The sequence below is a fragment of the Eisenbergiella massiliensis genome, from assembly GCF_003435485.1.
On record NZ_QVLV01000024.1, the window covers coordinates 212 to 13,768 of the forward strand.

At 45.9% G+C, this 13,557-nt stretch carries 9 protein-coding genes; 2 read left to right on the top strand and 7 right to left on the bottom strand.

The window, feature by feature from the left end:
- Nucleotides 1-238: 238 nt before the first annotated feature.
- From DXC51_RS23670 to DXC51_RS23695, 6 genes are all read right to left on the bottom strand, one after another.
- Nucleotides 239-496: a reverse transcriptase domain-containing protein gene (locus DXC51_RS23670; protein ID WP_243003260.1), complete on the bottom strand. Its 258-nt coding sequence runs from the start codon at nt 494-496 to the stop codon at nt 239-241.
- Between the two features lie 86 nt (nt 497-582).
- Nucleotides 583-1,467, bottom strand: coding sequence for a carbohydrate ABC transporter permease (locus DXC51_RS23675; protein WP_117545519.1), 885 nt, complete (start codon nt 1,465-1,467; stop codon nt 583-585).
- A 13-nt stretch (nt 1,468-1,480) separates the two neighbouring features.
- Entirely contained in the window at nt 1,481-2,407 is a 927-nt protein-coding gene (locus DXC51_RS23680) for an ABC transporter permease (protein ID WP_117545520.1), read from the bottom strand.
- A 227-nt stretch (nt 2,408-2,634) separates the two neighbouring features.
- The gene (locus DXC51_RS23685; protein ID WP_117545521.1) at nt 2,635-4,872 is read right to left on the bottom strand and encodes a helix-turn-helix domain-containing protein; all 2,238 of its coding nucleotides are present in this window, start codon (nt 4,870-4,872) and stop codon (nt 2,635-2,637) included.
- A 222-nt stretch (nt 4,873-5,094) separates the two neighbouring features.
- Nucleotides 5,095-7,323: a pyruvate formate lyase family protein gene (locus DXC51_RS23690; protein WP_117545522.1), complete on the bottom strand. Its 2,229-nt coding sequence runs from the start codon at nt 7,321-7,323 to the stop codon at nt 5,095-5,097.
- 30 nt (nt 7,324-7,353) lie between these two features.
- Nucleotides 7,354-8,259 carry a glycyl-radical enzyme activating protein gene (locus DXC51_RS23695; protein ID WP_117545523.1) on the bottom strand — a complete coding sequence of 302 codons (906 nt, stop codon included), beginning with the start codon at nt 8,257-8,259 and terminating at the stop codon, nt 7,354-7,356.
- Nucleotides 8,260-8,387: 128 nt separating this feature from the next.
- Between DXC51_RS23695 and DXC51_RS23700 the strand changes: the two genes are divergently transcribed.
- A complete protein-coding gene (locus DXC51_RS23700) occupies nt 8,388-9,236 on the top strand; it encodes an AraC family transcriptional regulator (RefSeq protein ID WP_117545524.1) in 849 nt (282 codons plus the stop codon).
- Nucleotides 9,237-9,270: 34 nt separating this feature from the next.
- Here the strand turns inward: DXC51_RS23700 and uidA are convergent, their stop codons facing one another.
- A complete protein-coding gene (gene uidA / locus DXC51_RS23705; protein WP_117545525.1) occupies nt 9,271-11,037 on the bottom strand; it encodes a beta-glucuronidase in 1,767 nt (588 codons plus the stop codon).
- Between the two features lie 300 nt (nt 11,038-11,337).
- Between uidA and bglX the strand changes: the two genes are divergently transcribed.
- Nucleotides 11,338-13,548, top strand: a complete 2,211-nt coding sequence (bglX, locus tag DXC51_RS23710) for a beta-glucosidase BglX (protein WP_117545526.1) — start codon at nt 11,338-11,340, stop codon at nt 13,546-13,548.
- The last annotated feature ends 9 nt before the right edge of the window (nt 13,549-13,557 follow it).

Below are 13,557 nucleotides of genomic sequence, written 5' to 3' on the forward strand. Positions count from 1 at the left end.
AGCAGGGAATCATTGGGAATCGCCAGGTAGGTTTCTATGGTTTCCCTTCTCTGACTCTCCCACAAGCTGTTCTTTAATTCCACTCCCTGATATCTGAAATCCTTTAATTTTTCCATACCCTTTCCTTTCTGCCGCCCGGGCGGCAGTTTCCCTTCTTCTTATTTCTCTCCTTTGCGTACCTCCCAAACTCTAACAGACGGCTCTTGCTCGTCTCTATTTCCAGCCCATATTTCTCCAATCACTTTTGCATTTCTTCATAGTACCGCTCCGTTTCTGACTTCTCTTCAAATCCTGCCAGGCAGTCATCCGCGTACACCACCAGAAAGCTCTCTCCTGTTCCTTGTTTCTCAAAGTACTTTTTGTACCATAATACCAGTACATGGTGCATATAGATATTGGCCAGTACCGGACTGATGATGTTTCCCTGCGCGCTTCCCACTTCATTTGACTGGAGGGTCATTGTAAAGCATGATTGGCCCTGTCTGTTACCAGACAACACCAAAGACTCACTAACGGCGGCTCGCTGCGCTTTACCGTGCGGGTGTTCCACCCGCTAAACCATCCGCCCTTTTCTGGACGCACTCAACCCTTCACCGCACCCACCGTCAGGCCCTTAACAAAGTATTTCTGTACAAAGGGATACAAAAGGACAATGGGTCCTGTGGCCACCACTGCCATGGCCATTTTAAAGCTTTCCGTAGGCATCTCATAGGATGGCACATTGGCTATGGCCGCCGCCTTTTTGATTCCATCCATGCTCGTCTGCATATTATAAAGCAGATACTGCAGAGGATAGAGCTTCTCATTGTTTATGTAAAGCATGGCCTGATACCAGTTATTCCAGTACATCAGTGCGATAAACAGATCTATGGTTGCCAGCCCGGCCTTGGACAGCGGCAGGTAAAACTTATAGAAAACCTGAAATTCCCCGGCCCCGTCAATCGTTGCCGCCTCCGCAATTTCTTCCGGGATGCCTTTCATGAAATTCCGCATCAGCAGAATATTCCAGGAGCTCAGCATCAGGGGCAGAATCAGCACCCAAATGTTATCCTTCAGATGCAGATATTCCGTAGTCCAGATATACCCGGGAATCATACCGCCGCTGAACAGGGTCGTGAAATAGATAAAAAATGACATCTTATCACGGTAACGGCAGGTTGTTCTGGAAAGTACATACGCCATCATGGTTGTAAAAAATAAGCCCAGCGCTGTACCTGCCGCCGTCACAAAGGTACTGACGCCATAAGCCTGTATTATTGTTTTCGGCACCCGGAAGACCAGTTCATATGCACCCATACTTAATTCCTTCGGCCAAAAGCTGAAGCCCCGGGTAATGATCTCCGACTCTGTCATAAAGGAGGCTGCAACAATGAGGTAAAACGGAACAATACATATGAGAGCTTCCAATGTAACAATTAAAATTGCCGCTGTTTTGATAATGATTTTAGATTTATCCTTATTTTTCACTACAGATGCCTCCTTAAAATAATGCGTATTCCGGATTCATCCGCTTTACAATCCCGTTTACTGCCATAATAAATAGCAGGCCAAACAGGGACTGATAGAATCCCGCCGCACTTCCCAGCCCCACGTCAAAGGTCTGGGTAAGGCTTCTGAATACATACGTATCAATAATATCCGTTGCATTAAACAAAACACCGTTACTGCCAATCACCTGATAGAACAGTTCAAACTGCCCTTTCATGATTTTTCCTACTGCAAATAACGTAATAATTATTATCGTAGGTTTCAGCAGCGGCAGAGAAATGTATCTGATTTCCTGCCAATGGCTTGCGCCGTCAATCCTGGCCGATTCATAATATTCAGCGCTGATCCCCGTAATTGCCGCCATATAAACCACTACACCATATCCAAGCCCCTTCCACTGTTCCAGAAATACAAGTACATACTTCCATATGCCGGTGTCCGTATAGGCGGAAAATTTCTCCATCCCCAGCAGCCCTCTTATATTATTCAGAAGGCCGGTATCATAACTGAAGATGTTATAAACCAGGACTCCCAGTACCACATAGGAAATAAAATAGGGCAGAAACATGAACGACTGCGTAATCTTCCTATATAGTTTAGAATGAATCTCATTCAAAAGGAGCGCTGTTCCCACCTGCGTTATCACTCCCAAAACAAGAAAGGCCAGGTTATACAAAATCGTATTTGCCGTAATATGCATCAATGTTCCGGACTGAAATAGGAATTTGAAATTTGAGAACCCTACCCAGGGACTGTGGAAAATACCATCATTATAATTGTATCTTTTAAATGCCAGCACCACACCCAGCATGGGAATATAGCTGAAAACCACAAAATAAATTAATGTGGGCAATGCCATCAGATACATGGTCTTATGCTTCCTTAATTCCCTGTGTACAGGAATCTTTTTTCCTGCCATTAAGTAATACCTCCTCAACTATTTATTTCTGAAGCTGCTGCCTTATTATCCGGCTGCGTCACCTCTTTGTGCCATAACCATAGCATAGTTAAAGCTGAAAAATATAGTTCGGATACGGGACTTTGCCGGATTATCCAGCTTTTAAACCACTAAATATGACGTTCTTTATACAAGATTCATATTTTTGACCATGAAAAGGGGGACTGCCAAGATACAGTCCCCTGCATTTACTGCTTTGTTTCATCTGCCGCACGCCACTGATTCGGCGTAACGCCATGAGCCTTTTTAAACACGGAATAAAAATAAGAGTTATTTACAAATCCTACCTGTGTGGCTATGGTATTGATGGAAATCTGACTGTTCTTAAGCAGTTCTTCCGCTTTTTCCAGTCTAACCGACATGATATATTCGGAAACGGATTTCCCTTCCATTTTCTTGAACAGCCTTCCCAGATAACCAACCGAAAGCCCAACCCTTTCTGCCACCAGATTGATTGACAGATTTTCCTCTTTGTAGTTTTCCCGGATATAATCTTTGATTTCCTGAATAAGAAGTTCATATTTACATCTGTTTTTCTCTTCCTGTACACATGCCAGCCTGCCTAAAAAAGCTGATGCAATCATGTAAGTCTCATCCATTGTCTCCGAAATCATAAGTTCCTGGATAATATCATCCATACTGAAATCTTCCACCGCAGCCAGCATAGAACCATCCATTACTGTATTATTTACCTGCAGAAGAAGATTCACTGTCAGCAGTTTTATCTCATAAGGAGATTCCATGCCAAGCTGGTTCAGATACTGCTGCAGCCCGCTGCAGGCTTCTTCTCCGTTTCCCTTACCCAATGCAAGGATAATATCACCTGCAAGCTGCTTTCTGACCAGAGAATTCTTCTCTTCCTTTTTCTCCGGAATCATTTCAGGAAACAACAGTGTCCGAAGTCCCATGATATACCGGTACTGAATCATCTCTGCTGCTTCATCATACAGCCCAGAAATATCCTCATACCCATATCCGATGGAGCTTACAGCCGCGCTCAGCCCCGGCAGTCCCTCATCATGCAGTTTCTTAATGATTCTGTCATATACGGCGTTCAGGTTCCCCGAAAACCTCATAATATCCGTTTTCTCCGAAACATTGCACAATACGGCAATCTGATTTTCCGTAATCGCCCCCACATCACAGCATATGCTTTCCGCAAATACCTCTTCAATAATTTCCGTAATCTTACCGAGAATCCGATTTCTTTCATCCATATTATATGCCTTACAGAAAGCCCGGAAACGATCTATTTCAAACAGAACAACATAATATCCGGACTCAGGCTGTGTTGTCATATCATATCCGTGAAATTTTGCCGCCGCATCCTCCAGGATGCCGTTTCCCTTCAGAAGCCCCCTGATAAATTCTGTCCGCCTTGCCAGCATATGTTCCCTGTTTTCCGCTTCCAGGTTACACATATTCTGTGAAATCCTGCTGTAATTATCCGCTAGCCGCTTTGACAGAATCCAGATAATCAACATCCCTGCCAGAAATATTAAGGAGCTGATCAACAGCGTAAAATACAGGACGGGCCGAAGCTGTTCCTTAATATAAGAGTAGGACTTAATCCCAATAAAAATCCAGTCCGGATTGCCATATCTGTAATATGAAATCAGGCAGTTCTCCCCGTCAATCCTTCTTACCATACTGCTTTGCATCTCAGGCGCATTCAGTATCTCGCCGACATAGTCCCGGCTCTGAATATCTTCACCAAACGGACTTACACCGGAATCCAGAATTACCTTTCCCTCCCCATCGATTAACAGGATGCTGTTTTTTCCAGCCTCCTGAAGTGAACCCTTCGTGGCAATCTTCTTTTCCAGCCACTCTATTGGGACATTGATAATAATAATACCATCTATTGATTTCGTCTGAATAAAGTAATCATACAGGAAAAAGGTAAGTACCGGGATCTCTTTTCCATTTTCCATTGTGATTTTTCTTGCCGTAGGCGTATAAGTCCCAAAGGAATTTACATCTTCAATATATCTGAATATATCCTGGTCAAAAAAATTGGAATAGGTAGCCAGGCTGTTAATACGATCTGAGGATACGTGAATTTCCTTTGTTTTTTTATTTACAAGATAAATGGAGTGAATCAGATCAGAAGAGACTCTGATAGTATCAAGCTGCATTTGTGCTTCAATCAGATTATAAATATCCATCTCTTCCTTATAACACATCTCCATAACGGTATAATTCAGGCGTATGGAGTTATTCAGGCTCTTAATATTCTCCGTAAGATATATCAGGTTATTGCTCTTTTGTTCAAGCATATCGGTTTCCACATCACATAATGCCCCTGAATAGGTTCTCACAAAATAACCGTACATGGCCCCCTGGAAAAACACAGTAATCAGAACCATCACGAGAGAGAATGGAATCATAACCCTGACAAAATATTTTTTCCCTGAATCATTCATTTGCTTTCCTCCGCCGTTTACCGTCTGCAAGAATTGCAGTATATCCTCTGTTCCAAACCAGAGACTGGTTATTCTATACTCCAATTGAAGCTGAAGTCGTTATTAAATAATCATACGGCAAACTGGACGGAAAGCATAGTTTAAAATATAAACATGACTGTTAAATCAATTCTTTATAACTTTTGTATTATTTCGGGAAATACCGCATAAAGCATTATGTTTTTAATACAATGTCCGGCTTACAATCTCCCTCTGCACAGCTTTTTCCAGTTCTACGAACCTGGCGCTGAAGCCGCCCACACGGACAAATAAATTACTGTATTTTTCCGGATGGATCATAGCCTGCTCCAGATCATTTCTATTGACTACAGATATCATGGCCTGAGTGCCGCCGTTATCAAAATAGGTCTTCAGCACACTTTTTACAACAGCGCCTCCGTCACGGAACAGTTCCGGCGAAAATTTCATATTCTGTACCGCTCCGGCATGAAAATCAGGACGGAGCTTTACCAGGGAATTCAACAATGCCGTCAGACCCTTTTTATCATTTCCACTCCATGGATTATTGGCGTTTGCCATATGCAGGCCTTTTTTCCTTCCATCCGCTGAGGCTGCCGTCAATTGTCCCATTGTGGTGTTGGCGCTGTTATTAATGATTACGACAAGATACGAATGAAGTTTTACTTTTTCAATCTGTGCCCTAACCGTATTGCATATATGTTCATGAACCTTCACAGCCATATCGTCAGCTTTAGAGTCATCGTTTCCATATTTCGGCACGCTTTCCAGCAGGTGTTTTTCTTTTTCATAGCCTTCAAAATCAGCATCCAGGGCCGCGAGCAGCTGCGCCGGTGTCAACAGCTTCTTATCATATACCGTCTCTTTGATTGCGGTAAGGCTGTCTGCAGTATTCACATTTCCATAGGTTTCAACCGTACCCCCAAGGTATTTGATACCGCCTGCGAAAATAGCTTTCCCCCGCTCTATACAATCATCGTACAGCATGCTCAAATATAAACAGGGCGCAGTTTCACCCATAACACGATATTCCAGCTCTTCCTGCACCGCCAGCGCATCTATGAAATACTGTACCTGCTTCGTATAGGCTTCCCATAGCTCATCAAAAGACTTGAACTCCGAAAAATATCCGGTCCGTATTCCCGCCTCTTTTCCCGTCATACTGTCCATTCCGTTATGCAGCGTGATTTCCAGCACCTTCAGCAGATTGATTACACCATTGGGGCTGCCAAAGCTCTTATGGTTAATCACATATTCCCCGCAGCCAAAGGGCACATAATCCTCCGCTTCCTCTGTGCTGATACGAAAAGCATTGCTCACTGCCGGAATATTGACATCATCATTATACAGCATGGGATAGGTACGTCCCTCGCCAATCGTCTCCAGCGCTTTTTCCATCAGCCTGCTGTCCATTCCTTCGTAAAAGCGCAGCGTAAGCTGAGGCTCCGCCTCCTTGATCACTCTTGAAGCTTCTATGGCAAGAAGGGCCGCCCTGTCCGCATTCTTTTCATTTTTCCTGCCTCTGCCGCCCAGTATCACTCTTCCGTTCCAGGTAGTCCTGCGGTCTGCGATCAGCTGCCATAATCCGTTGAACAATTCCTGTCCCTGTTCCATGGTGAGCCTCTGTTCTTCCAAATCCTTCGCCAGATAGTCCCCGAACAGAACATCCATCCGCCCATAGTTGATCGTGCCGCTGATCAGGGCGTATAACCACATCAGCTGCATGGCCTCCCGCAGTGTCCGCGGCTTTTGTGACGCAACATTCTTAAGGGCTCCTGAAATCTCCTCCCATTCCGCTTTCTTTTCCGCATCCTCCTGCGCTTCCGCTATCCCAAGCGCCTGTCTGTAATAATACATACAGCACCTGGAAAGGAGCTGCAGCGCCATTTCCATCGCCTCAAAGAGTTCTGTTTCTTCCCCCTGTGCCTTAGCCGCCTCTTTTCTCTTTGCAACTGTTTTTTCAAGCCCCTCTATTCCGTTATCCAGAAGCTTCCCATAATCCAGATAGCTTCCGGCCATACGGTACAAAGGTGCTGCCGCTAACGGTTCTTTGCCCCAGTTGTCACTTGGCAGCGCTTTTGCAATTTCCGGTGGAAAGGCATTCCGTACTTTTACCTGGGTCTTTTCCTTCTCCCAGAACGCAATCATGTCTTCCATTTCCGCCCGGAAGGCGTCCGTATATTCGTTTTCCTCCAAAAGCCTCCTTATCGCCGGGGTATTGCAATAATAGCCCAGCCCGCCCGGTTCCGGGCTGAATCCTATCAAACTCATTTTAATGCGTCCTGCAAACTTATCCCCGGCTTTGATGTCCTCAAAAATATCCGGATACATTTGTTCCAGACATTTCGCTTCCCTTATTGCAATCGGGGCGTCCCTGTAGCGCAGATAGCTTTCCGTAAAGTTTTTTTCTACCAAAAAATCATACTGCTGCATCCTCTCTTACCTCCTGCTGTCCTGAAAGTGTCAGTTCATCATAACTTCACAGCCCGCCTCCAAAAAATGTCTGCGAAGAATGTCCTTTTGCTCCTGATCCGTATTTTTCAAATCACAAAGTCCATATTCCTTCCCGATCTGGTTCCATTTTCCTTTGCCCATATCATGATAAGGCAATAACTCCACACCTGTGAGCTTCGGATACTTCCGCGCAAGCGCCGCAATCCCCCCGATATGTTCAGCTGTATCATTTACACCGGGAATGAGCGGACACCGGAGCCTTATTTTTGCTCCCATACGATATAAATAATCCAGATTATCAAGAATTATCTGGTTGGAAACGCCGGTATATTTTTTATGCTTCTCATCATTTATATGCTTAATATCATATAGAAACAGGTCAACATTACCGGCAATCCGGGCAAATAGTTCCTTCCTGGCAAAACCGCTGGTTTCCAGGCAAATATACAGGCCCAGCGTTTTTGCCTCACCCAGAAGAGCTTCCAAAAATGGAAACTGCAGCATCGGCTCCCCGCCGGATACCGTTAACCCGCCGCCTGAATTTTCATAATAGCTTTTGTCCGCAATAACTTCTTTTAAAATGGTATCCACATCCATTTCTCCGCCGGACAGCTTAAGCGCGCCATAGGCACAATGAGCTATACATTCTCCGCAGGCATCACATTTTTGATAATCCAGGACATGCTTCCCCTGCTTTAGCAGATGTACGGATTTGGAGCAGCTCCGGATACATTCCAGGCATTGTACACATTTTTCTTTATAGAACATCAGCTGCGGCTCCCTGCTCCAGGATTCCGGATTGTGGCACCACATACAGCGGAGCGGACATCCTTTCAAAAAAACGGTTGTCCGGATACCCGGCCCGTCATGCAGCGAAAACCTTTGGATATCAAAAACAATTCCTGATTTTTTCATGAATATATTCCTTTCTTTTTGATTTCAAAATAAGTATAATACAGTCATGACGGCGTCTTCTTGTTTAACAATGTCTGATTTTTGTACTATAATGATATTATCAGTAAATCATCAGCAGGAGATAACTTATGCGGACCTCAAAATTACTGGCAGCCACAGCTTTTGACCCCAATACGGAAATGTCCTTTACATTTTCGGTTAATACGAAAGCATTTTCACAACCTCACAGTCATGATTTTTATGAGATCACCCTGGTTACCTCAGGTAATATTGAGCATCACATCAATGGTTCGGTTCAAATTCTCCCTTGTAATACAATGACTTTTATACGTCCTGCGGATTCCCATTTTTTCAAAAGCGCAGATCAGGAAGCATTTGAATACGTCAATCTTGCATTCACTCAAAAAACCATGCGGCTCCTGCTTCAGTATCTGGACAATTCATTTGACATAGAAAGCTTCGATAAGGCTCCCATGCCGCCGTCCACCTGCCTCAATCCTTCCGATACCATTGCCGTCCGGCAGAGTATAGAAAAGCTTTCTCTTTATACCTCAATGGATAAGGATAAAAAGAAAGCCTATTTTCTTTTGCTGACTGCAGAATTGTTTTTTAAATATTTTCAAAACGTTTGTGAAGGGAAAAAAGTCCAACCGGCCTGGTTTGGCAAGCTTTTACAGAGCATAAATGAACCCGGGTATTTCTGCGAGGGGATATCCTGCCTTGAAAGATTAAGCGGCAGGGGGCTGCCCTATATCAGCCGGCTTTTTAAAGAAAAACTGCAGACCACCCCCACTGACTATATCAATGATCTTCGCCTGAATTACTGTGCCAACCGGCTGGTCCACAGCGATGCCGCAATTATTGATATTTCCATGGACGCCGGTTTTAACAATCTGAGCCATTTCTATCACCTTTTCAAAGATAAATATCATATGTCTCCCAATAAATACCGGAAAGAAAAGCGGGTTATGATGTAATCCCCCGCCCTTTCATCCTGGGGCTTCCAGGGCTTCACCCTTTTTCCCTGGTCCATCTTTCCCTCAGAAGCCAGGCTGCCATCTTAGGCTGCCTGTTCCTGGTGAAAACGCCCTTTTTATTGCCATCAATGCGGTTTAATCCCTGCTTGGTCTGAAAATCCGCAAATGCCCATACCTGCTCTCCCACCATAAAATCAAGCTCATCAAACGCTTTATGATATTCCTTCAGGAATTCACACTGGAATTCCTCCGAAAAGGCCACCGCAGGCATTTTATGCAGGCCGGGTATCGTATCCGCCCCATATTCTGTCATAATCATGGGCCTGTGGTATTTTTCATACCATTCCTTCATTTCACCTGTCACCTGCTCTTTTATCACTTCCGTATGTCCGTGATCCGAATACCATCCGAAATACCGGTTCAGGCAGATCACATCCAGCCACTGGCTGACTTTGTCCGCAGAGGGCCACATGGTATGAACCATCGTCACCGGCCTGGTATTATCAAGGCTGCGCATGGTATCAATTACCTTTTTAAAATAGGGCACGGCCCCGTCCTCGCTGGTATCAGCTTCGTTGGCCACACTCCACATGACAACACAGGGGTGGTTTTTATCACGGGAATACATATCCTTAAGAGTGTCCAGATGATGCTCCAGGGTCTTTTCATTAACCCTCGTTCCGTCAAAGACCTTCTTCTCCTGCCAGAAACACATGCCCACAGCCGGCGCCTCGTCAATGATTACAAAACCTTCTCTGTCCGCCATCATCATCAGCTCCTCAGAATAGGGATAGTGGGATGTACGGAAAGAATTTGCCCCCATCCATTTAAGCAGGTTAAAATCCTTCACATTCAAGGCCAAATCCATGCCTCTTCCATGAATCTCACTGTCCTCATGCTTTCCAAAGCCTTTAAAATAAAAGGGCTTCCCGTTAATCAGGAATTCCTTATCCGTCACTTTTACGCTTCTGATACCGAAGGTTTCCGTGTAAGAGTCTTCCTCCCCTTCTACACGCAGGCGATACAGATATGCTTTGCCCGGATTCCAAAGCTTCGGGTTTTCAACAGTCAAAGTGACTGTCTCCGCCGTATCGGTGCTTTCCGCAGCCGCCAGTCCGTCTTCATCAAGGATCTGGATTTTTTTAATTTTATCCGTTCCGGTAATCCTGCATACAACTTCGGCCCGCGTCATTTCCTGGTTCAGGCCTGTCGTAATCACGATATCCTCAATATACCTCTTGGGGGTCGTATACAGCTTTACTGGCCTGTGTATACCCGAATAGTTATAAAAATCAAAAAAAGTATCCTGGTAATGATACCCTTCCGGATATCCCTTTCCTTCTTTTGTCACGACTTCTCCGCTGGGAAGGCAGGTCCAGTCCAGGACATTGCTCAAGGCAACTGTAAGGCGGAATTCTTTTTCTTCGGATGCTTCCACAATTTCGGTAATCTCCGCTTCAAAAGGTAAAAATCCCCCTTTATGCCGGAGGATTTCCTGTCCATTTATCCAGCACACCGCATGATGTGCGGCACTGCCGAAGCGGATTACAATTCGCCTTCCCTCCCAGCCTGCCGGAATGATAAAACCGGTTTCATACCAGACATAACCCACATGCTCCCTCTCTGACGCATCCGTAACAAGGTCATTATAGCTGGAGGGGACAGCCATTAATACGGCGTCTTTTAAGGGAGCTTCGAACCATCTTTCAGATATGCCGGAGTTGTTTTTATCAATTTTAAAGTTCCAGATGCCGCTTAAATTTTTCACTTCCCTGACTCGGTTTTCAATAGGATATAACATGCTTTTTCCTCCTGGTTTACGCATTGGTTTTACAGCTATCTTATCAAATGGCTATCGTGAAAAACAGTTCAATATCCGTATTTCCCGCGCTGTCTCGAATTTATAGTCCTGACTGTGACTGAAAAATCAGCAGATTTCCATCGGCTGCCGTTTTTATACTTTCTTCGGCCTGACTTTTTTATTATACTTAATGGTAGCTGCTCTGTACCCTCACAGTTACAATGTATCATTGCTCCGTCTTTTCATCGAAGGGAGAGGGACGCTGCAGCTGACCAGAAAAAAAAGCCAGGAGGTTTCTTCATGCAGCAACAAGAAATAAAAGCTCTGCTCTCAGACATGTCACTGGAAGAAAAGATCGGGGAACTGTTTCAGCTTCCCTCTTACTTTTTTAACGGCGACATGGTTACAGGCCCTGCCGGGGAACTGGGAATCACCCCGGATGATCTCCGTGTTTCCGGAAGCTGCCTGTCCGTCGTCGGTGCGGAAAGGATTCATGAAATTCAGCAGAAGCATATCGAAAAACACCCGCACCATATCCCCATGCTGTTCATGGCGGACATCATAAACGGATACCGTACCATATTCCCGATTCCCCTTGCACAGGGCTGTACCTTCGATCCCGGGCTGGCGGAAAAATGCGCTTCCATCGCTGCCCGCGAAGCTGCCGCAGCCGGTCTGCATGTCACATTTTCCCCTATGGCGGATTTGGTCCGTGATGCCCGCTGGGGACGGGTTATGGAGTCCACAGGAGAGGATACATACCTGAATGGCCTGATGGCTGCCGCCATGGTGCGCGGTTATCAGGGGGAAAACAATGATTTTTCAAAAAAAGGAGCCCTCGCCGCCTGCTTAAAGCATTTTGCCGGATATGGCGCACCCGACGGCGGCAGGGATTACAATACCGTGGAATTATCGGAACGCACGCTGGCTGAGGATTATCTCCCTGCCTATAAAAAAGCAATCGATGCTGGCTGCGCGCTGGTAATGACCTCCTTCAATACCTTAAACCGGATTCCGTCCACAGCAAATCGCCGGCTCCTGCGTGAGGTTCTGCGCGGGGAAATGCAGTTTGACGGAGTGGTGATTTCCGACTGGTGCGCGGTGAGCGAGCTAATCCCCCACGGCATCGCCGCGGATGAAAAAGAGGCTGCTGTCCTCGCGCTGAACGCCGGTGTGGATATTGACATGGCCAGCCCCGTTTATTTGAAAAACCTGAAAGAATTGGCGGAGCAAAAACGAATCGACGAAAAACAGATTGATGAATCCGTCCTGCGCATTCTCACTTTAAAAAACAAACTGGGACTATTTGAAAATCCTTATAAGGACGGCAGTGAGGCGGACGAAAAAGAACTGCTCCTCTGTGCTTCCCACAGGGAGGCCGCAAGGGACTGTGCGGAAAAATCCTTCGTTCTGCTAAAAAATGAAGACAGCTTCCTTCCCCTGAAAAAAGGGAAAGAATCCGTTGCCTTCATCGGACCTTTTACGGACAATCAGCTGCTGTACGGCTCCTGGTCCTTCTTTGGGGATGAGCAGGACTGTGTTACCGTAAAAGCCGGAGTGACCCAAAACTATCCTGATGCCGATGTCTTTTTTGCCCAGGGCTGCCCTACCGCAGATCCCGGCACAAACGTTCTCGGCTTCCAGAAAACGCCCCCGAAAGAAGAATTTGATCTTCAGGAGGCATTGGACACAGCGGTGGAACTTGCAAAAAAGGCGGATAAAGTCGTTCTCACCCTTGGAGAGCACCGCGACTATTCCGGCGAAGGCGCCAGCCGCGCTGATATTACGCTGCCGTCCTGCCAGCTGGAATTGTTCCATAAAATCTGCGAAGTAAATCCCAATGTCTGTGTGGTGCTGTTTAACGGCCGCCCGCTGGACATCCGTGAAATAAACCAAAAGGCAAAGGCCATCCTGGAAGCCTGGCTGCCCGGGACCGAAGGCGGCAATGCGCTGGCCGGAATTCTCTACGGAGACGCATCACCCTCCGGAAGGCTCAGCATGTCCTTCCCCTATTGTGTGGGGCAGGTTCCCGTACATTATAACCATATGAGCACAGGCAGGCCTTTTGCCGGGGATTACCGCACCACCCGCTATAACTCCAAATATCTGGATATCCCCAACGAACCTCTTTATCCTTTTGGGTATGGCCTGACCTACACTGCTTTTGAATATTCAGACATCAGCCTGGATTCGGATATCCTGCACAAAGGTGACAGCATCTGCGCATCCGTACGCGTGACCAACACCGGAGAGCGTCCCGGAACAGAGACCGTCCAGATGTATCTTCATGATGTGTCCGCAAGCGTAACCCGTCCTGTCCGTGAGCTGAAGGGGTTTTGTAAGGTATTTCTGGAGCCGGGTGAAAGCCGTGTCATAGCTTTCCCGATTACGGAGGATATGCTCCGTTTTTATAATATTACGATGGACTATGTAAGTGAACCAGGCCAGTTTGAGGTATTCATCGGTTCTGACAGTACCACCAGCCGCAAAGCTGTATTCAGCCTCTGTTAAGAAGTCAAA

What these genes read in the sequence shown, in the direction of transcription:
- DXC51_RS23685 (WP_117545521.1), bottom strand. Translation starts at nt 4,872, where the DNA reads ATGAATGATTCAGGGAAAAAATATTTTGTCAGGGTTATGATTCCATTC.
- uidA (WP_117545525.1), bottom strand. Translation starts at nt 11,037, where the DNA reads ATGTTATATCCTATTGAAAACCGAGTCAGGGAAGTGAAAAATTTAAGC.
- DXC51_RS23700 (WP_117545524.1), top strand. Translation starts at nt 8,388, where the DNA reads ATGCGGACCTCAAAATTACTGGCAGCCACAGCTTTTGACCCCAATACG.
- DXC51_RS23695 (WP_117545523.1), bottom strand. Translation starts at nt 8,259, where the DNA reads ATGAAAAAATCAGGAATTGTTTTTGATATCCAAAGGTTTTCGCTGCAT.
- DXC51_RS23690 (WP_117545522.1), bottom strand. Translation starts at nt 7,323, where the DNA reads ATGCAGCAGTATGATTTTTTGGTAGAAAAAAACTTTACGGAAAGCTAT.
- DXC51_RS23680 (WP_117545520.1), bottom strand. Translation starts at nt 2,407, where the DNA reads ATGGCAGGAAAAAAGATTCCTGTACACAGGGAATTAAGGAAGCATAAG.
- bglX (WP_117545526.1), top strand. Translation starts at nt 11,338, where the DNA reads ATGCAGCAACAAGAAATAAAAGCTCTGCTCTCAGACATGTCACTGGAA.